At 40.6% G+C, this 20,852-nt stretch carries 22 protein-coding genes; 14 read left to right on the top strand and 8 right to left on the bottom strand.

Annotation, left to right across the window (positions count from 1 at the left end):
* Positions 1–82: 82 nt before the first annotated feature.
* From A0125_RS14550 to A0125_RS14535, 4 genes are all read right to left on the bottom strand, one after another.
* Entirely contained in the window at positions 83–784 is a 702-nt protein-coding gene (locus tag A0125_RS14550) for a class I SAM-dependent methyltransferase (protein ID WP_066757937.1), read from the bottom strand.
* A gap of 31 nt (positions 785–815) precedes the next feature.
* Positions 816–1,958: a nicotinate phosphoribosyltransferase gene (gene pncB / locus A0125_RS14545; RefSeq protein ID WP_066757935.1), complete on the bottom strand. Its 1,143-nt coding sequence runs from the start codon at positions 1,956–1,958 to the stop codon at positions 816–818.
* A gap of 136 nt (positions 1,959–2,094) precedes the next feature.
* A complete protein-coding gene (locus A0125_RS14540) occupies positions 2,095–3,378 on the bottom strand; it encodes a DUF6600 domain-containing protein (RefSeq protein WP_066757933.1) in 1,284 nt (427 codons plus the stop codon).
* A 458-nt stretch (positions 3,379–3,836) separates the two neighbouring features.
* On the bottom strand, positions 3,837–4,841 hold the full coding sequence (locus tag A0125_RS14535; RefSeq protein ID WP_156472568.1) for a hypothetical protein: 1,005 nt from the start codon (positions 4,839–4,841) through the stop codon (positions 3,837–3,839).
* Positions 4,842–5,291: 450 nt separating this feature from the next.
* Between A0125_RS14535 and A0125_RS14530 the strand changes: the two genes are divergently transcribed.
* The 5 genes from A0125_RS14530 to A0125_RS14510 are packed head-to-tail and all read left to right on the top strand — an operon-like array spanning position 5,292 to position 8,853.
* Positions 5,292–6,050, top strand: coding sequence for an MlaE family ABC transporter permease (locus tag A0125_RS14530; protein WP_066757928.1), 759 nt, complete (start codon positions 5,292–5,294; stop codon positions 6,048–6,050).
* A 4-nt stretch (positions 6,051–6,054) separates the two neighbouring features.
* Entirely contained in the window at positions 6,055–6,828 is a 774-nt protein-coding gene (locus tag A0125_RS14525) for an ABC transporter ATP-binding protein (RefSeq protein WP_066757922.1), read from the top strand.
* Between the two features lie 8 nt (positions 6,829–6,836).
* Positions 6,837–7,850, top strand: a complete 1,014-nt coding sequence (locus A0125_RS14520) for an MlaD family protein (protein WP_066757920.1) — start codon at positions 6,837–6,839, stop codon at positions 7,848–7,850.
* Between the two features lie 18 nt (positions 7,851–7,868).
* A complete protein-coding gene (locus tag A0125_RS14515) occupies positions 7,869–8,555 on the top strand; it encodes an RluA family pseudouridine synthase (RefSeq protein WP_066757919.1) in 687 nt (228 codons plus the stop codon).
* Positions 8,556–8,595: 40 nt separating this feature from the next.
* Positions 8,596–8,853, top strand: coding sequence for a hypothetical protein (locus A0125_RS14510; RefSeq protein ID WP_197464892.1), 258 nt, complete (start codon positions 8,596–8,598; stop codon positions 8,851–8,853).
* A 26-nt stretch (positions 8,854–8,879) separates the two neighbouring features.
* Here A0125_RS14510 and A0125_RS14505 read toward each other — a convergent pair whose 3' ends face one another.
* The gene (locus A0125_RS14505; RefSeq protein ID WP_197464891.1) at positions 8,880–9,164 is read right to left on the bottom strand and encodes a DUF4286 family protein; all 285 of its coding nucleotides are present in this window, start codon (positions 9,162–9,164) and stop codon (positions 8,880–8,882) included.
* Positions 9,165–9,302: 138 nt separating this feature from the next.
* Between A0125_RS14505 and A0125_RS14500 the strand changes: the two genes are divergently transcribed.
* The 9 genes from A0125_RS14500 (at position 9,303) to A0125_RS14460 (ending at position 18,199) form a co-directional block, all read left to right on the top strand.
* Positions 9,303–11,198, top strand: a complete 1,896-nt coding sequence (locus A0125_RS14500; RefSeq protein ID WP_066757915.1) for a S9 family peptidase — start codon at positions 9,303–9,305, stop codon at positions 11,196–11,198.
* Positions 11,199–11,211: 13 nt separating this feature from the next.
* Positions 11,212–12,873 (top strand): sensor histidine kinase, encoded by a 1,662-nt coding sequence (locus A0125_RS14495; RefSeq protein WP_066757912.1) that lies wholly within the window; start codon positions 11,212–11,214, stop codon positions 12,871–12,873.
* A gap of 14 nt (positions 12,874–12,887) precedes the next feature.
* Positions 12,888–13,595: a response regulator transcription factor gene (locus A0125_RS14490; RefSeq protein WP_066757907.1), complete on the top strand. Its 708-nt coding sequence runs from the start codon at positions 12,888–12,890 to the stop codon at positions 13,593–13,595.
* A gap of 131 nt (positions 13,596–13,726) precedes the next feature.
* Positions 13,727–14,200 carry a transcription elongation factor GreA gene (greA, locus tag A0125_RS14485; RefSeq protein WP_066757905.1) on the top strand — a complete coding sequence of 158 codons (474 nt, stop codon included), beginning with the start codon at positions 13,727–13,729 and terminating at the stop codon, positions 14,198–14,200.
* A 218-nt stretch (positions 14,201–14,418) separates the two neighbouring features.
* Complete coding sequence (locus A0125_RS14480) at positions 14,419–14,829, top strand: HIT family protein (protein ID WP_066757902.1); 411 nt, start codon at positions 14,419–14,421, stop codon at positions 14,827–14,829.
* A gap of 108 nt (positions 14,830–14,937) precedes the next feature.
* A complete protein-coding gene (locus tag A0125_RS14475) occupies positions 14,938–15,585 on the top strand; it encodes a DedA family protein (RefSeq protein ID WP_066757896.1) in 648 nt (215 codons plus the stop codon).
* 12 nt (positions 15,586–15,597) lie between these two features.
* Complete coding sequence (locus A0125_RS14470) at positions 15,598–16,140, top strand: inorganic diphosphatase (RefSeq protein WP_066757895.1); 543 nt, start codon at positions 15,598–15,600, stop codon at positions 16,138–16,140.
* 13 nt (positions 16,141–16,153) lie between these two features.
* Entirely contained in the window at positions 16,154–17,473 is a 1,320-nt protein-coding gene (locus A0125_RS14465; RefSeq protein WP_066757893.1) for a hemolysin family protein, read from the top strand.
* Positions 17,474–17,476: 3 nt separating this feature from the next.
* Complete coding sequence (locus A0125_RS14460) at positions 17,477–18,199, top strand: 16S rRNA (uracil(1498)-N(3))-methyltransferase (RefSeq protein WP_066757886.1); 723 nt, start codon at positions 17,477–17,479, stop codon at positions 18,197–18,199.
* 71 nt (positions 18,200–18,270) lie between these two features.
* Here A0125_RS14460 and A0125_RS14455 read toward each other — a convergent pair whose 3' ends face one another.
* From A0125_RS14455 to A0125_RS14445, 3 genes are read right to left on the bottom strand one after another with little or no spacing between them, the layout of a single operon-like run.
* Positions 18,271–18,759, bottom strand: a complete 489-nt coding sequence (locus tag A0125_RS14455; protein ID WP_066757884.1) for a DUF3299 domain-containing protein — start codon at positions 18,757–18,759, stop codon at positions 18,271–18,273.
* A gap of 17 nt (positions 18,760–18,776) precedes the next feature.
* Positions 18,777–20,153 carry an ABC transporter permease gene (locus tag A0125_RS14450; RefSeq protein ID WP_066757880.1) on the bottom strand — a complete coding sequence of 459 codons (1,377 nt, stop codon included), beginning with the start codon at positions 20,151–20,153 and terminating at the stop codon, positions 18,777–18,779.
* 14 nt (positions 20,154–20,167) lie between these two features.
* A complete protein-coding gene (locus A0125_RS14445) occupies positions 20,168–20,809 on the bottom strand; it encodes an ABC transporter ATP-binding protein (RefSeq protein ID WP_066757877.1) in 642 nt (213 codons plus the stop codon).
* Between the last annotated feature and the right edge of the window lie 43 nt (positions 20,810–20,852).

Genomic DNA, 20,852 nt, shown 5'->3' with positions numbered 1-20,852 from the left:
GAGATAAAGTTTTTCCTTATATTAAATTAATGATTTTTTAACAATAATTAACAATTATAAATTCGAGCTAGGCTACTTGGATTTATGGTCTTGGTTCCATTCGTACTAGGTATTGATCTTCCTCATTTTCATACAATATTTGGACAACCCACCCTTCCTCATTCGCAATATTTATAAGAGTTTGTTGGTCAATATACAACCAAGGAAATTCGGGACCCTTTCGATCCTTGTACTCGTATTGGTACTTGATTTCACCAAAATAGTGGTTCGGCATTTCGACGTCAAAATCACGGTACAAGTAGGAAATGTCGGAAGTGTCAAAAAGTAGTTGCCCTCTTTCACTCAGCAAAGTTTTGCTATGGCGCAATAAAGTGCGGAAACCTGACAGAGTACCAGCAATGCCAATTCCATTCATCAAAAATAGCAATGTATCATACCGCATATTCTTGTGCTCAAAAAAATCAGCATGTACGATGTCTTGTACTCCACGTTGATGCATAATATTAGTAGCATGCCCGGATATTTCTAATCCAGTAACGCGAAACTTCTTATTTTGAAGATGCAACGAATGAGAGCCGGCTCCTGCACCAACATCCAATACATGTCCATCGCAAAGAGCTAATGCGATGGATTCCAGTTCCGAAAAATCTTCTTCGCTTCGCAAAAAAATGTCAACAGGCATTTCATCAGTATCGCCATAACTTGTATGAAGATAGAGTGGTGGGCGATGAGCTACTTGGTTATATTCGGCCAATAGCGCATCACCGTAAGGATCGTTTTGCATAGAAATTAGTGAATATTTAATATGTGTTTGGCTAGTGTAATCTCGCTTGGTCACCCGTATGTTTAAAGGGCTCGTCAGATAGTTTGATGACTGGGGTCCACTCACCTTCGTCTGGAAAAGCTTCCGTCATTTTTAAGACAATGTTCATGCGTGGTAATCCTACATCATTGGTGAAATCTGTACCTATGCCGAATGAATGACCAATCTTTCCTCGGCAAAAATTGACAATGTGAGCAACCTTTTCATAATCTAAGCCATCTGAAAATATGATGGTTTTGGAGAGGGGATCTATACCCTTATTTTTGTAATGTTGTATGGTTTTGGCCGCAAATTCGATTGGATCGCCACTGTCATGCCGTATCCCGTCAAAAAGTTTCGCTAACTTTTTGTCGAATTGCTTGAAGAAAACATCCGTCGTATATGTATCCGACAAAGCAATGCCTAAATCGCCTCTGTATACCTCTGACCAATGCTCTAAACCTAGTAGATTGGCCATCTTGTATCCATACTTTGCCGCGTGAAACATAAACCATTCATGTGCGTGTGTACCAATAGGTCGCGTCTCATATTTCATCGCAAAATGAACATTGCTAGTGCCTATAAAAGTAGTAGAATGATGAGATTGTAAGGTGCGTATAACTAGATCATGAACTTCATAAGAATGCCTTCTTCGCGTGCCGAAATCAGCAATGGTGATGTCGAGTGCGTCGTATTTAATAATTTTGTCACGCACAATACCTACTACATCTTGGTCGGAGATACGATGTTGACCAGTCATTTGATAAAATAATTCACATATCAGTGACATTATTGGCACTTCCCAAAGAATTGTCCTATACCAGTAACCTTCAATGTGTACATCAAGTTCCTCTCCATTTTGATGGATCTTGACCTCGGCAGGATCGTACCTATATCCTTGAAGAAAATCAAAATAAGCTGGATCGATATAAGGACAAGTGGATGAAAAAAAATCTTTTTCCTGTCGAGTCAGTCGCAGTTGCGCCATCTCATGAATTTTAATACGTAATCTATCACCAAATCCTGGAGGGTAGCAATGTTGACCTCGATTAATCAATTGATATCTAGCCCGTGCTTTGGGGAACAACTTCACAACGGCAAACTGCATCGTAAATTTATAGAAATCGTTATCTAAGAGGGAAGATACTTTTGGCATTTTATTGGTATTTATGACGTCTGGTGAAAATAGCAAATACTTTCGACTTTGTAGTTTCTATAATACGAATGCGGGAAGTAATCCCTTCCCGCATCCAAATATAAATAAACAATTAAATAGAAAATACAATAATTAATTATCTCCCCGCTCGGCCAGAGCTAGCACCTCGTTCTGATTTTGCAGCGTTTTCAGAGCTCCGTCTAGTCGATCTGTTATTCGATGAGCTACTTGACGACGAAGCATTACGACTGGATGAACTCACACGAGTAGACGAACTTGTTTCATTCCGTGGTCTCGATGCCCTTCCACTTCCAGACGTATTGTTTGATACACGTCCTTGCTCGGTACGTGTACTACCCCTGCTTTGTGTGCGGCTCTCCATATTTGGAGAAGCAGAACCTCTTGATCTATCTGATTGTCCTGTAGATCTGGTATTTGACGCTCGATTAGCTGGCGTAGTACGATTGGTGCTACCTCCTGTAGCGCGTGTTGCATTATTTGCTGCGCCTCGGGAAACACTAGTGCTACGTGCAGTATTGGAGGATGATCCTCTTCCTGAGCTCTCAAGTGCTCGGCCACTGGATTCTCTATTCACACCACGATTAACTGTTGATCTCTCTGTGGTACGCGATGCGGATCTTCCTGCTGCTGCAGTTCCACGGTTAGTAGCCGATGCTCGTCCGCTGCTAACAGAATTGGTGCTGGCATTTGTACGATCAGGTCTGTACACATTAACCGCTCTGTTCGATACGCCACGCGCGGTTGGCCGATCTGTATACGTTATTTGGTTCACGCGGACTCGGCCGCCTAAATTGCGCTCCATATTGCGCACGGATGGACCTCCGTAATAGTGATTGTTGTTCACTATATAAGTGTTGTTAATGACGGTAGTACGATTGTAAATATTGGTATTTCCTCTCCTCCAATATCGGTTTATATTATTTGAATGTATTCTGCGAGTTGGCGCAAAAATCCAAAAATTTATTGAAAGATTATTTGCTACGTACATATTTGGGCTCATTGGTGCCCAACCATAATAGCCTCCGCCATTACGCCATTCGACCCACGCAGGTCCCCATTCGTAGCCTGGAATCCATCCCCAACCTCTGTAGGGTGTGCGCACCCAACGACCATAATGAAACGGTGCCCAACCCCAATCATAGTTGGATACCCAAGTATTTCCATATTCAGTCATGGTCCAATAACCATTCGAACCATATGGCATAAAATCACCTCCAACCTGAGGAAACCAGATATCACCATAATTAGGATCATTTGTCCAATGTCCATATGGCGAAAGTTGCTCATAAAAAACGCCGAACGATATTTGGCCCTGCGCATATGTGCTTTTAATAGGAGATATGCTTAGTAATATGACGATAATAGGTAGCAAACCTGTGGGGATTAAGAATCTTTTCATGGCTCCAAGTTTTATTTCATAAGTCTATTTAATATTATGACTGCATAATAAATCACAAGGTTTAATCATAATTGCGATGGCATGTAGCCATTGGGTGGTAAGTCCTCATAATGGATTCCCCAATTGATTGCTTGAGTAATATCCATAAACAGTTCGTTGGCTTGTTGTTAGAGTGTTGATTTTTAGGGTGTAGCGCGTGTCGTTTCTACCTATGGCGGGGCGGTACAATGTTTTATAGCCAGTTATTCACCAAATGCGGTTCTATTTGTAGAATATGTCTATATTTTAAAAGATATTTTATAGAAAAAAGGGATCCTGTCGAGAATCCCCTTTTTTTCTATAAATATGTGTGATAGGTTCGTCAGCTACGCAGCTAGCGTGCCCGCAATTATTATACAAGATTTATCCATTAGCTACGCTTACTAACCTTCACCTGGATATTCGATCGTAAGCGATCATTATATGATTCTTGTGTTACCATACTTAGCGATTCGCTGTTTGTTGGCTACAACAGCTCCACCGATCGCGGCACCAGCACCCAACAATAGTGCAAAAAAGCCAAGTATCGCCGCTCTGCCAACGGCATCAGTTGCATCTTCACCGATTTCTTTAGCTTTCTCCTTAGCCTGCTCGGTAGCTTCTCTAACTTTCTGCTTTGCATTGTCGGCAGCTTCAGCCCAGTTAGACACCATTTCTCTGGCTTCTTGGTCAGATTTTCCGGTACGTGCTGATACAATATTCACTAGTGCATCTTGATCTGCGGCTGATAAGATGTCTTCTTTTAAGTCGAATAATTTATTAAATAGTGTTCTAGCTTCCTGATCTATTTTATTTGGGTCTTGCATTACCTCGTCAGATGCATCATCTAGCTTATCGGTGGCTTTGTTCAGTTTCCCTTCAATATTTTCAGGTTGTAGCTCTTTTTTGCCAGTTTGTCTTAAAGTCTTTAAAGCTTCATCCTTCAGTTTTTGCAAATCCTCCTTTTCGATTCCAATTTGATCGCCTACGAGAGATGATACATCAGGTGCAGCACTACTAACCACGCTTCCTACAGCGGACGCACTTTTTCCGACAATTGTACCTATACCTCCCAAAATACGTCCCACAGAAGATGTGACAATATATAGTGAAAGTAGTGTAAAAAGAGCCCAAGCTACAACACCATGTAGCATATTGTCTACTTTTTCAGAACTATACGACAGCCATCCAGTGACTAAACCTCCCGAGAAAAGCGCAATTAGCACAGATAATAACCACCATATTGAGGCGCCAGTACCATATCCGCTAAAAGGCGAATCATCTGTGGTTGGTGAAAAAGTCGAAAGCCCTACTCCCAGACCTAACAGAGATAAAAGTAGTTGTACAATTACAGCTACAATGACACCTGCCAGTATAGCGCTCCATGATAATCTCCTAAAAATAGTAGGTTGAGATTTATCCCTCATGTGATGTGATTCGTTCATAAAAAAATAATTTCTTTAAAATTTAATTAATTATTTATAATAACTATTATTAAATAATATTGTTCGTTTTATTTTTCAAATTTCTTTATTTTTTAATTTTTATTTTATAAATGTATTTTTTGAATTTAAAGGTCTCGTGGTGTGCTTGATAAAATGGTGCCTATCAAACATCATTAGTGCTTTTTTTTGACAATTTTAAAAACTTGAAGTAAAAAGAGAACGATTCGTAATACTGGTTTCATAATTGCATAGGTAAAGATGTCCGAAGTTAAGATTGGTCGATAATTAAGAGCACTATGGTCAATAATTGAGATTAAGACACAACGTTGGCTTAGCTTGAATATATCTTAAGCGTAATAATTAAGATGCGTCATGAATAGGAACTAAAAAAGTTTGTAACTTTGACCAGTTTTACAAAGAGGTCAGTTTAAGAAAAAGCAACTCATTTCCATGGGGAACAAGATCAAAACGTTGTTATTAGAATTTGCGAAGATCCATCGCTTTTTGATGCGTTTCTTTCGCGAAGTGGTCAGTCCGCCATACGAATTCAGGGAGATTATTCGTCAATGTTATGAGGTAGGATGGAAGTCTTTTCCACTTATCAGTCTTACGGGTTTTATCGTAGGTTTTGTTTTTACCAAACAATCAAGACCATCACTTGAGGAGTTCGGCGCATCATCATGGATTCCGGCCTTAATCTCTATTGCGATTGTACGTGCATTAGCCCCACTCGTAACGGCACTCATTGGATCGGGCAAGATCGGGTCTCAAATTGGCGCGGAACTTAGTTCGATGAACGTAACAGAACAGATTGATGCCATGGAAGTATCTGGTACCAACCCTTTCAAATTTCTAATAGTAACACGCATATTAGCTACTACATTTATGATTCCGATTCTTACGTTTTACGTAGCAGGAATTGGATTGATGGGAGGGTACTTAAGTATTATATCTAAAGATCAGTTAAGTATCTTGAGTTTTTTTACACAAGTGTTTAATTCGATCAAGATGATTGACGTTTTCGCGATGACTTTCCGAGCAATAGTGTTTGGCTTCACCATTGGATTTGTCAGTACCTATGTCGGTTACTTTTCATCAAAGGGCACAGAAGGTGTAGGAAAGGCAGCCAATAGTGCGGTAGTAGCTTCTATGTTTATTGTCTTTATTGAAGAGTTGTTAATTGTTCAATTGTTAGCATTACTCGTATAATTACATGGAGAAGAAGAAGACTATTATAGATCAGCAGGATATAGTAATTCATGTCGACAACGTCAGCAAGTCATTCGGTGATCTTCACATTTTGCGCAATGTAGATCTAAAACTCTTTAACCGAGAAAATTTGGTGGTACTAGGTAGATCTGGTACCGGTAAGTCCGTATTGATAAAAATGATTTCCGGTTTACTTATGCCAGATACAGGCGCGATACGTGTGCTTGGTCAGGAAGTAACAGACCTGTCGGAAAAAGAATTACAACAGTTACGTTTACGTATTGGTTTCTCCTTTCAAAACAGTGCGTTGTACGATAGTATGACGGTACGCGAAAATTTGGAATTTCCGCTGGTACGTAATAAGAGAAATCTAAGCAGAGCAGAGATAGATCGAGAGGTCGAAGATGTACTGGATGGCGTAGGGCTTTCGCAGACCATTAATCAGATGCCATCAGAATTAAGCGGTGGACAAAGAAAACGGATCGGTATCGCTAGAACGCTTATCTTACGACCAGATATCATGTTGTACGATGAGCCCACGGCTGGTTTGGATCCAATAACCTGTTTGGAGATAAACAACCTGATCAATAGCGTTCAGGAGCGCTATAAAACCTCTTCCATTATCATTACGCACGATCTTGCTTGTGCGAAACAAGTAAGCGATCGTATGGTAATGTTGCTAGACGGCCGGTTCGAGCGGCAAGGTACGTTTGAAGAAATATTTGATACAGACGATGATCGTGTCAAGCCATTTTATGATTATAATTTTATAACGTAGTAAAAGCTATGAGCAATACAACAGATACAAAACGTTCACTGGTAGTCGGCCTATTTGTCTTTATCGGCTTGATTATATTGGTTGCCGGTATATTAGTGTTAGGTACACAGCAAAATAGATTCAGTAAAAATATTGAAGTCACGACCAATTTTCACGATGTCAAAGGACTGAAAGTTGGAAATAATGTCTGGTTTTCCGGCGTGAAGGTCGGTATAGTGAAGCAGATCGCCTTCGAGAGCGTTGAAAATGTTCGCGTAGTAATGCATATCGAAGAAAAATCTAGTCAGTATATCCGCAAAGATGTGCAAGCATCATTAGGATCTGATGGATTAATTGGTAATGCCATTATCAGTTTAGAAGGTGGTACAGCATCCGCTCCAGCTATTGTAGATGGTGACCAGATCAGCTCAAAAGCTACCGGAGGTGTCGAAGCCATGCTACATACTTTACAGATTAACAACGAAAATTTACTAGAAATCACAAAAAACTTTGCCCAGCTATCCGCCAATCTTGTGGAAGGCAAAGGCACTGTAGGGGCTCTACTGGCCGATGAGTCGATTGCAAGTTCACTGAATGCATCATTAATATCAATGCAAAGTGCGATGGGCAATGTCGATCGTAGTATGAAAAATGTCGTAGCGTTGACTACTAAACTAAATAGTGAACAAGGATTGATTCATGATCTCACGACCGATACAGCCGTATTTGCAAGCTTGCGAGCTTCGGCCTCGCAGCTACAAGGTGTTACCCAAACGGCGAGCGCTTTAATGGTCAACCTAGATGAAGTCTCAAAACGGCTGAACGATAAGGATAATGCAATTGGTGTGCTTACCAACGATCCTGCTGCAGCCGAAGAGATCAAACAAATTTTGAGAAACCTCAATCTAAGTACCGAAAAGCTTGATGAGAATATGGAAGCATTGCAGAGCAACTTCTTGCTGCGCGGTTTCTTCAAAAAGCGTGCTAAGGCCGAGGAAAAAGCGCGTCAGGATTCTATAAAAAATGCCAATAACGGTCGATAAGGGGAGATAAAAGCATTGATGGGAATTTCGGATAAAGACGTTATTTATGAAGACAATCATCTAATCGCGATCAACAAACGCGGTGGTGATATTGTACAGGTTGATGTGACAGGCGATCTTTCGCTCGAGGATATGACCAAAGCATATCTGGCCAAGAAATACGACAAGCCAGCAGCATTTTTAGGCGTTATTCATCGCTTAGATCGTCCAGTAAGTGGTATGATCTTATTTGCAAAAACAAGCAAAGCACTAGACCGTATGAATCGCTTATTTCACGACCGAAAAGTGCAAAAAACGTATTTGGCAGTCGTACGAAACAAGCCGGAACAGGAAGAAGCGAAATTAATTAATTGGCTCTTGCGGGATCGTAAGAAAATGATCACTAAGGCGTACGATCGAGAAGTAAAAAATGGTAGCCGAGCTGAGCTAGATTATAAAGTAATAGGAGAGTTGAATGGTTTCTATTTGCTCGAAGTAACACCACTTACCGGTCGTACACACCAGATCAGAGCTCAGCTATCCTATATGGGATGTCCGATTGTGGGCGATAATAAATATGGTTATCCACGTGGAAGTCATCAACGTACCATATGTCTGCATTCGCGCGCCTTGGCTTTTGAGCATCCAGTAAAAGATGAACCTATGCGTATAGAGGCAGCTCTGCCCGTGGATGGATTTTGGGAAAAATTCAACTCACTATTATAATCGATTCCCTCAACAATATTTAATTGTTTATTTTTGTCTTATGGTTTATATCAGGCATTTCGTGTTGGCCTTAGTGATGACTGTGGCCCTATCGTCGATCATTCCGCTTCGCGGAGAAGCTCAGTGTGCGATGTGTACACTGAATGCTGAAAACAGCACCAAAGAAGGCAATATGCAAGGTAAGGGCCTCAATGATGGCATTCTTTTCCTATTAGCGATGCCGTTCATTATTGGCGCTGGGGTAGGAATTTTATGGTATAAAAAATTTCGCGTCAAGCCACAGAGCAAATATCTTTGATGCTAAAGCAGCCTCCATGCAAATCTTTAAAGATACTGCATGGTGCTGTCAAAAATAAATGCACGCTCTGCGTGATGAGTAGCTAGGTAACTCTGCAATTTTCCTAGGTATTCAGTTTTAAAATTCTCTAAAGTAGGGCGCTTATCAAACTTCAGTTGCAGCGAATAAGTATGACCTTCATGAGGCGAATCCAAAAGATTAAGTAACTGCGGATTGTGCTGTGTCGGGATAGATGGCACATACGTCGTAGTAATCCATTTCAACGCATCTGCCTGCGCCGAGTCTTCTAGGATAATAGAAATGTTGTACATATACATTGCACAAAAATACATTTTTTTGATTACGAATATTCGTCAACTACAAACATTCCCATCCCTGTAAAATTAAAGTTGCAAAACAGTCAAATCATTAAATTATTGCAATATTTGAACTAAGTGCAGTTGTCATGTATGAATTTTAGATATAAACACACTTCCTATCTCTATTTGCTGCTATTGCTCGTACTTTGTGCCTGTAATGCACCTACCAAGCAGAACAAGGTTATTCCTGTCGAAAATTTCATATTTAAAGCAGATCGTAGCCATTTCAAACTATCACCCGATGGTACTAAGATCGCTTATCTGGGCTTGCACGATCATTGCAAAAATATCTTCATCATGGATCTATCAGATGAAGATCAGTCCAAACAGTTGACCTATCAAGATAACTTAAATGTTCATAATTTTCATTGGGCTAATGATAGTGTTATTGTATTCTCCAATTCGCATTATACCGACGATATATTGCGGCTTTATGCTGTAAATGTAGAGACAGACTCTATCCTACAATTGGTAGATCCTATCAAAAGCAGGCTAAAATTTATGCAGCCAATTCGTGATTACGAGGGAGTTGTATATGCATCGATGAACCTGCGCGACTCGAGCGTTTTCGATTTGTACAAAGTATTTTTGGATGGGCGTAAGGCACAATTGGTGTACAAAAATCCTGGCATGATAACCTCATGGTTACCATCGGCAGATGGCGTAGTACGATTGGCAATGACGAGCGATAGCGTGCAGGAGTCTATTTTATACAGAGCAAATGAACAGCAACCGTTTCGTCAGGTAGGGGTTTATGATTTTAAGACTTCAGTAAATCCAATCGGCTATTTAGGCGAATCGACCACTTCGATTGTAGCTATGTCCAATCAAAACAGAGATAAATTTGCTATAGTAGAATATGATGTGTCTACTGGACAAGAAGTACAAGAGTTTTTTGCTGACGAGCATGTCGATGTAAATAATGAAGGATTTTCTTATCAGCGTCATCAGCAGCTGTATGCCACGACGAGTGCTTGTCGTAAAAAGTACACCTTCTTTAATGCCGAATTACATACCATTTACAAAAAATTGCAGCACCGCTTTGATGGTAATGCCATAGATTTTGTAGATATGGATAGCGAGCTGCAGCGTTTTATTGTTCGTGTGTATAGCGATGTACGACCTGGCGAACTATATTATTACGATAATGGGAGCGAGCAAGTAAAGCAATTGACCACCACTTTTGCTGATCTCAACGAAGATGATATGCTCCCGATGGAGGCTGTGAAATTCAGTGCACGCGATAACCAAGAAATTAATGGATTTATAACTTATCCAAAAGGTAATAAAAAGAATTGTCCGCTAGTGGTGCTGGTGCACGATGGTCCTAGTCGTCGAGATGATTGGGGATTCAATCCAGAAGTGCAGTTTTTAGCCAATCGTGGTTATGCTGTTTTTCAGATCAATTATCGCGGTACAGCAGGATATGGCAAAACTTTTTGGTCTGCTGGTTTTCGTGAATGGGGCGGTCGCATTCAATCAGATATTACAGACGGCGTCACTTGGCTGATTCACGAAGGTAAGGTCGACAAAAATAGGATGGCGATCATGGGTACAGGTTTTGGTGGTTACTCCGCGCTACATGCGGCTACTTTTAATCCATCTATGTACAAATGCATTATTTCTTCTTCGGGTTATAGTAATTTGTTTACCTATTTTAAAGAAATACCGCCGCATTTGAAGAAATATGTACAGATGTACTACCAGATTATTGGAAATCCAGAGCGCGAAACCGAATTTTTTAAGACGATCTCACCATTGTTTCATGCGGGTAAAGTAAAAAAACCAGTGCTGTTTTTTCAAGGAGGAAAAGATAAGTTTACATCCGTAACAGACGCCAATCAATTCGTCGCACGATTAAAACAAAATAATATTCCTGTACGCTACATCTTCAAAGAAGAAGAAGGTAGACGATTCAAGAACGAAGAAAATATGACCTTGTACTTTCAGGAAATAGAGAGCTTTCTGAAAAAATACTTACATTAAAAATTAAGATTAAGTGCCACAGCCTGTAGTTCGCTATCAAAAGAATTTTGGTTTGCTGATCGCCTTTTTAGCGATCGTCACCATACTCTATGTAGTAGCGGTTGGTCTTGCACGATCTACTATTATTAATCATGTCGAATCGGAGTTTTATAATCGAAAGACAGATGTTTTTGACGCCACCATAAAACCGTTCAACGAGTTTCTGTACAACGGTATTCCCGAGCTTTCGTATTATCAAGGATTTCTTGATTCGACTCAAGCGAGGCAATTTTCAGAACGAGCTCTCCGTAAAAACCCCTTTGTCGAAGAAGTCGTATTTTACGATGTAATGATCACCAATTCGCGTACTATAAACCGAGGTGTTCGCTATCGCGACAATTTGCTCTTCCATCCAAAATCGATTATCAGATTTAAACTAGATAATGCGCATCGATTGCAGATAAATTCCAACTTTCAGGAAGAGCCAGATCCTTATGCAGGAGATTTTAATAATGCCGCGATCAAATTTTTTGACTACCTAGCCAAAGTAAACGAGTCGACCACACTAACCGAGGATGAAATCTATCGTGTGTTTTACTCTTTGTCGCCCGGAAAGATTGGTTACCTAAATATTCCACGCATTAGTGATCTACTACTGTACAAAACCTTGTTGATTAATGATGGCCTTCCAGATGCTTTTTTCGAGCAAGATATGTTTTTGTTTCAGATCAATCCTCAAAAGTTGCGACTAACTAATACGCAGCCAAGGTACTACGAAAAAGTTTCTATTGCTCCGCTAACAGATCCGGCAGCTATGGAAGAGAAAACCTATTATTCTACCGAATTACCATTGCCTGGCGCACTATCTGATTTCAAGATCAAATTCGAGTCCTCTTTAGAATTTATTACAAAAGAGGTATATCGGTTGCTCATTCCCGTCGTACTCGGCATATCGGTGTTATACATCATCCTTCTGTCCATCGTATATTTAATATATCGCAACATCAACAACAACAATAGGCTCTATCGACTACAGTACGATTTTATCAACAACCTAACACACGAGTTCAAAACACCAGTGAGCGTCATTAAAATTGCGGGCAATAACATAAAAAGCGCACAGAGCGTGACCGACGAAGAGCGTTTCATGTATGGTCGAATACTCGATCAAGAGGCCGATAAGCTAAACAACTTAATGAATAAATTGTTGTCTTATGCGCAGATAGAGAACAAATCTATACCCTTCAAAGGAGAATGGATTAATTTGCACGAATTTTGTGAAGAGATATTCAAAGCATGCCGAATCAAATATACTGACTTGATGCTTACGTACAGCGTTGAGGTCACTGACGAACTGCACACCGATCCTGTTTTGTTGGCTTCAGTTTTTCATAACTTGGTAGATAATGCGTACAAGTATTCAGCGGCAGGACAGCGTATTGTTCACGTGGAGATACAGCAAACGAAGAAAAATTTCGTTATGATCTTCAGCGATAAGGGAATTGGGATTGCGAAAGCTGAATTAAAAAATATATTTAAAAAGTTCTATCGTATACAGAATCAATTTAATCAAGGGGGGAGCATAGGCTTAGGGTTAGCTTTTTGTAAAGAAATCACAGAGTTTATGGGCGGAGAAATCCGAGTGGAAAGTGTATTAGGTAAGGGCACTATATTTACGTTGGCCTTCCCTAGATAAAAGTAAGGAATCACATGGAAAGAGAAATAACTATTGCCGTTGTAGAGGATGATGAAAATCTTCGCTTTTTGGTCAGCCATCGTTTACAGACCGAAAACTATCAAGTCTTACAGGTCGCTAACGGCTTGGATGCGGAGAAGGTCATACTAGAAAAGCAACCAGATATCGTATTACTAGATTGGATGTTGCCTGGAAAGGAAGGTATCGAAGTTTGCGAAGCAGTGCGTAAAGCTGGCTTCGAAAATATCATCATTATGATGACTGCCAAGTCACAAGATGTGGATAAAATTGATGCCTATAGCTATGGAGTAAGTGATTACATCACGAAGCCCTTCAATATGGATGTATTGGTAGCGATGATCGAAAATAAGGTGCGCTTTTTCGTGCCTAAATCTGGCTCGGAAGTATATCATTTTGGGCAAACTGAGCATCATCCAAATATTCACTCGCTCGTGAGGGATGGCAAAAAGATAGAATTAACCATTTTGGAAAATCGTATTTTATTGCACTTTCTTCGTAACAAGGGAAACGATGTAACGCGTGACGAGCTGATGGAAGCGGTATGGGGATATAGTTCTAACGTAAATACCCGTACTTTAGATATGCATGTCGTTCGGTTACGTAAAAAAATCGAGAAAAACCCAGACAAACCATCCTACCTGCAGACCGTGCGTGGATTGGGCTATAAGTTTGTCGATGATATGTCCAAAATTCCAGATTAAATTTGGTTTTATAGATAAGGATCATTATTTTCGTGCTAATGAGCAAGGCCATGTTGTCCTATCTGGGCAGTATGGTCTTGCCTTTTTTATTGTCTTATGTTTAAAAAATAGTTTTATTTAGAAAGTTTATTATGGCAGAAGTAACTTATTATACAGAAGAGGGGCTGGCCAAGCTTAGAGATGAATTGCAATATCTGAAGACCGAAGGTCGTACGAAAATTGCCAACGCTATTGCAGAAGCAAGAGATAAAGGAGATCTTTCAGAGAATGCGGAGTACGATGCCGCAAAAGAAGCGCAAGGATTGCATGAAGCAAAAATTGCCAAGTTAGAAACAATTTTGTCTACTGCTCGGATTATTGATGAATCTAACTTAGATACCTCAAAAGTATTGGCGCTATCCATCGTAAAGATTAAAAATGTAAAAAATGGCGCGGTCATGACCTATCAGTTAGTTTCAGAAACAGAAGCAGATTTTAAGTCAGGAAAGATTTCTGTGAAATCACCGATCGCGCAAGGATTGTTGGGGTTACAGGTAGGTGACGTTGCCACGGTAACTGTTCCAGCAGGTGAGTTGAACCTAGAAATCTTGGAAATCTCACGTTAGATAAAGCGTAGTGGTTATGTGCGGTTCTGCCATAACCGCACGTAGTCACGCATAAGTATAGAAAGAAGTCGCGAATGCATTTCCCGACTTCTTTCTTTTTTTGTTATATTTGCTATTGATCACTGGGCGCAATTTTAGAGCCTTGCACTGTCAAACAAAAGTGCTGTGTAAGGTGTTTTCATATTCAGATACCAGTTCATTATACACTAATAGTAGTTATGTCTACAATATTTTCGAAAATCGTCTCTGGTGAGATACCTGCATACAAAGTCGCAGAAAGCAATGATTATCTTGCTTTTCTGGATGTGCGACCTATTGCCAAAGGACACGTGTTAGTGATTCCGAAAGAAGAGACAGATTATTTATTTGATATCGGCGATGATGCATATATGGGCATGTGGATGTTTGCCAAAATAGTTGCCCAAGGTATTAAAAAGGCTATTCCATGTGATCGTGTTGGTGTAGCCGTTGTCGGATTAGAAGTCGCACATGCACATATTCATTTGGTGCCAATCAATCAAATCTCAGATTTGAACTTTGAGAAGCCCAAATTGGAATTCTCAGAAGAGGATATGTTAGCGATTTCGGAAGAAATTCGTGAAGCCATCTCTAAAGTTACGCATGGATAAGCCGCCAACACCCTTTACGAGTTATCCAAATCTACAATCAGCAAATTTCATGATTGTCTTCCTGCAAGCAGCTGCGCAAGACGATATTAGGGGCGTTATTTGATCTATATGCAAGAGTTTCTATTATCATTTCAGCAATTGATGGATCCCGAATACCTGCTAAGTCATGGTGGGTTCTACATCGTCTGTATTATAGTATTTGCAGAGACCGGCCTGTTCTTCGGTTTTTTCCTGCCGGGAGATTATCTCCTGTTTTTGGCAGGTTTGTTTTGTGCTTTGGGCAAGATCGATGTTGATATTATCACACTATATTTAGGTATATTGGGTGCCGGTGTGCTCGGTAATTTTGTGGGCTACTGGTTTGGAAATCGTGCCGGGCCTATGCTGTTTAAGCGGCAGGATTCCATATTATTTAAGCGGAAGTACGTGGTGATGGCCGAAGAATTTTTCCAAAAATGGGGCGGTACTGCATTGATTATCGGTCGTTTTGTTCCGATTATACGTACATTTGCTCCCATATTTGCGGGAGTAGTACAGTTGAACTTTCGAAAATTCGTTTTGTACAATATTATTGGCGCCTTTTTGTGGGTGTCTTTACTAACATTGACCGGTTATTACCTCGGGGTGAAGTTTCCCGAAGTAATTAATTATGTAGAATATATCATCGTCGGTTTGATTGTAGTGGCATTTTTGCCGATAGCCATTGCCTTGCTACGACGTCGACTGAAAAACCTTAAAAACAAAGAAAACAATTAGTTAATACATTACATGAGTACACAACACCCTTGGCATCAGGTATCGCCTGGCGACGATTTGCCTAGCTCCGTAAATGCCATCATCGAAATCCCAAAGGGATCCAAAGCAAAGTATGAAATCGACAAAGATAGCGGCTTAATCAAGTTGGATCGCGTCCTTTTTTCGTCGGTTATGTATCCGGCTAACTATGGTTTCATTCCGCAGACATACTGTGATGACAAAGATCCTTTAGATATCTTGGTACTCTGTTCCGTAGATGTATATCCGATGAGTTTGATCGAAGCTAAAGTGGTTGGTGTGATGCACATGATCGATGGCGGTGAGCAAGATGATAAAATCATTGCGGTAGCAAAGCACGATATGTCGGTCAATTACATTAATGACCTTTCGGAATTGCCTCCTCACACGATGAAAGAGATCGTTCGTTTCTTCCAAGATTATAAAGCATTGGAGAACAAAAATGTGACGATCGAAAATTTATATGGCAGAACTTATGCAGAAAATGTTATTTTAGAGAGCATTGAATTGTATAAAAAAGAGTTTGGTAATAAATAGATACAATAAGTAAATGGGTCTCGATATTTTTTGGACAATCTTCTTGGTTCTTGCTAACGGCTTTTTCGTGGCGGCAGAGTTCGCTATTGTGAAAGTTCGGGCATCACAGATTGAGCTTCAGGCTAAATCTGGTAGCAAAGTGGCCACGATGGCCAAAAATATTACTGAGCACCTGGATGGTTACCTTGCCGCTACTCAGCTCGGAATTACTTTGGCTTCCTTAGCATTAGGTTGGGTAGGTGAGAAGGTGATGACGGACATTGTTAATAATATGTTTGGTTTCTTCAATATCGAATTGACCGGACGTTGGGCCACAAATTTGGGGCATGTATTAGCTTTCGCGATTATCACCTTCCTGCATATTGTTTTTGGTGAGTTGGCTCCAAAATCTATCGCCATCCAAAAACCTGTAGCGACCACGATGCGGATCGCTTTGCCGCTACAGTTCTTTTATTACGTTTTCAAACCCATCATTTGGGTATTGAATGGCTTTGCCAATCAATTGTTGAAGCTCATAGGAATTCAGGTGAATGCGCATGAAGTAAGCCATTCTTCTGAAGAGTTACAATATCTATTAGAAAAAGGTCGCGAAAGTGGTGCCTTGAATACTTCGGAGCATGAATTGATCAAAAATGTGTTTGACTTTAACGAACGTATTGTCAAAAATATTATGGTTCCGCGTACCAAGATCGTTGCGGCAGAAGTGAATGAAACACCAGAAGATTTCATCATTCGGGTTACCGAAGAAGGATATTCTCGTGTGCCAATCTACCAAGATAATATCGACCAGATTATTGGTTTGGTTCATACCAAGGATCTACTTCCTATTGTGGCCAAAGGGAAGGAAGTTGTGCTCAAACGGATTATGCGAAAGCCTTACTTCATTCCAGAAACCAAGAAGATCAATGATCTGATGGCGGAATTTCAGCAGAAACGTATACAAATTGCCTTCGTGTTGGACGAGTTTGGCGGTACGGCTGGTATGGTGACGCTTGAAGACATTGTAGAAGAGTTGGTAGGCGATATTCAAGATGAGTACGACGAAGAAACGCCATTAGTGGAACGTATCTCGGATACCGAATTTATGGTAGATGCGGGTGCTAATGTACACGATGTGAATGAATTCTTGCCTTTGGAATTGCCGGAAAGTTCTGATTATGATACGATTGCTGGCTTAGTTAGTCATGTTTTTGAGCGTATTCCTGATGTAGGTGATAGCTGCGAAGACTTGGGTTACAACTTTACCATCATGAAAAAGACACAGCAAAATATTGAATTCGTGAAATTAGATTTGGTGGAAACGCCGAACGATGATACCGTTTACGACGATTAATTTATGTTGTTATTTTATACACCAGATGTGCGGTATACGCACAGCGAATACCTTTTATCGGAAGAAGAAAGCAAGCACGCCATACGCGTGCTTCGTTTGCAAATAGGTAGTACGATTCATTTGGTGAATGGGATTGGAGATCTTTTCCAAGCTGAGATTATCGATGCACACCCCAAACGTACTGCTTTACGTATTGTATCGCACGAGCGTGACTATCAGAAAAGAGATTACTACTTGCACGTAGCAATAGCGCCTACAAAAAATATGGATCGCTTAGAGTGGTTTATAGAAAAGGCTACCGAGATTGGGGTAGACGAGATTACGCCAATTATATGTGAACACTCCGAGCGCAAGGAGGTCAAGATTGATCGATTGATTAAAGTGGCAGTAGCTGCGATTAAACAGTCTCTAAAGGCATACCTCCCACAGATCAATCCGGCAGTTTCCTTTTTACAGTTTTTGGAACAACAACGCGCTGCTAACCCATCGCAGCACAAAGCTATTGCACATTGCGTTGATATGGAGAAAGCGTATCTCAACACTTTCTTTCCGCCAAAATCTGCTTACCTGATCTTAATAGGTCCAGAGGGAGATTTTTCGGAGAACGAAATTTCATCTGCATTGGCTGATGATTTTAATATGATGTCGCTCGGGCAAAGCCGGCTTCGTACGGAAACAGCAGCACTAATGGCTACCGCCGAAGTGGCTCTACTAAATAGATCATAGGGTCTTGATGGCATAAAAAAGGGTTTTCTGCCGTTAGACAGAAAACCCTTTTTTATGTCGTAAATACCGAATTATTTCACCACTACGGCATCTACAATTTGGATCTCAGAATTTCCTTTTAGTGGCTCGGGGTTAAATACCATCTTGCCTCTTAATTTGATTGGCTCATCCGAGAATTTGACGGTTGTGCCATTTTTCATGATAATTTCTACCATTGGCGGAATGCCGTTGGTACCGCAAAACTGACATTGCGCCAGTGGCAGAACAGATATCATAAACGTATTATGATTCCTGCCACTTTTCAAAGGTACCATGTATCCGGGCAAATCTACCTGTTTGTTTTCCAGTGCTTTGAGTACGGGCGGATATTCGGGTGTATATATTTTCTTGTTGCCTTGGGTAGTTACTTTGTACATCATTTTGTCGATGGCCTCCCATGTTTTGTTCATCATAGGAGTGTGATCTGGCACTTCCATTCCCGGAAATTGATTCCCACCGATCTGCGCTTTTGCAGCATATGTGCTAAAAATTAATACGATAGCTATTAAAATCTGTTTCATTGTGTTGTGTATCTATTTTATTTGTCACCCAAAATGGTGGATATTGTTGTGTTATAAGCTTTAATAGCGGGTAATATGGCGGCAATCGTTCCAATTGCTGCCGCGATGATAAGTATCAATAATTCTGTTGGGCTCACGGCCAATGCTTGAATGAAATCGGCACTTTGGCCGGTCTGTGTACTAATATAGTACAAGGCCAAGTGGCCAATTATTAATCCTACAATGCCGCCAATCAAGGTAATGACTAATCCTTCGACTATTACTAACGTGAAAAGTTTAGTTTTGCCGGCACCAAGAGAGCGCATGATAGCAAGATCATATTTGCGTTCTTTCAGCGCATTATACAGACTAATAAATACGCTCAAACCAGCAATTAACATAATCACGTAGGCTAAGATTTCTAAAGAATCGATACCTACACCTAATAGGGAGAATAAACGTGTTGTTTCCATCGCAGGTGAAGCAGCTTGCATAGCCGTCGATTGATTGACCATGCGTGGTAACGTGCTAATTGCTGCTGGACTGCTATACCTTACTAACAAGGAGGTAATCTCCAAACCTTGGGATTTGTATACGTCATCTCCGATACTTTTTACATGAACAGTTGATGTATCTGGAGTAGGCTCCTCATCAGAAACCGTTGCGTGGGTGTGGTCATGTTCTTCATGCGCATGATGGTGATCGGCGTCATGCGTGTGTGCATGATCATGATCTTCATGATGATGGTGGTCATGGGCATCTCCATGTTCGTGATCATGTTCGTGATTCTCATCGTGAGCAATATCATGAACATCCCAGATACTGGCTAAGTCACATAGGAGCAGATTGTCTACAACCGTTCCGGTAGGCGACAATATCCCTACTACTGTAAATGGGTGTTCGTCATGGACATGGCCGTTTTCTGCCAATCCATGTGCGCTATGAACTTGATCACCTATTTTCAGCTTATTTTTGCGCGCGGTTTCGCTACCGATCACTGTTTGGAAACTCTTATTCCACATTTGTCCTTGCGCGATCTCCAACTCGTAGAGGTCAAAATAGCTGCTGTCAGTTCCGATAATACGATGCCCGTTGAAATTATCGCCCAATGACATCGGAACAGCTAAATCAACTAGTGGATTGTCGCGAAACTCAAGCGCATCCGACAGTAAGATATTACCCGTAGGGTAATCTACGTGATAAATGGAGCTCAGTATTAATTGTAATGGACTTCCTTTGGCACCGATAACCAGATCAATATTTTTACTGTTATTATCCAGTTGTTTTTCAAATGTATCACTCGTAATATAGATCACAACTAAGATGGCTACACCAAAGGCGGTAAGCAAGATGCTCAAAAGTGCCGAACCTAGTTGTTGAGTTATGTTCTTCCAAACTAATTGTAAAATGCTCATATCAATAGTATCTATTAAAGGAAGTAGGTATTAGTGAATTCGTCTTTGACGCGTTTATCGTGAGTAGCAATGATGAGTGTTGAACCATATGTATCGGCCATTTCTCGCAATAACGTCAATACGCGCTGTGTATTATTATCATCCAAAGAAGCTGTTGGCTCATCAGCAAGCAGGATTGCTGGCCGATTGATGATCGCACGTGCGATAGCTGCTCGCTGTAGCTGTCCGCGACTTAGTTGATTAGGATGCTTATGGCTGTGCTCTTTGAGTTGTAATTGTGCCAACAAAGCGCTTATTTTTTCGTGATCTACTTTATATCCGGCCAAAGATTGGGCTAATTGAATATTTTCTGCTAGTGTTAGGTTTTTCAAGAGATGAGCTTCTTGAAAAATGAATCCAATATTTTGAGATCTAAATTTGTCTAAAGCCGATTCAGAAAGCTGGTATATGTCTTCGTTTTTAATATTTACGTAGCCAGAGTTGGGATGGGAAAGGCCTCCCAAAAGATTGAGAAGTGTACTCTTTCCAGTTCCGGAGTCACCGAGCAATAGGGTATGCTGCTGTTTGCTAATTTGGAGATCTTTAAAGGCTAGCATTGAGCTTTGAGATCCGTAACGAAAAGTCAGTCCTTCTGTTTTCAGTACGTAATTGTCCATAGTTTACCCTCTTTTTATCTGCAAATTAATACTTTTTTTAGGC

This window comes from Sphingobacterium populi, assembly GCF_001586775.1.
GTDB lineage: Bacteria > Bacteroidota > Bacteroidia > Sphingobacteriales > Sphingobacteriaceae > Sphingobacterium > Sphingobacterium populi.
This window is presented reverse-complemented; position numbering and strand designations above follow the sequence as displayed.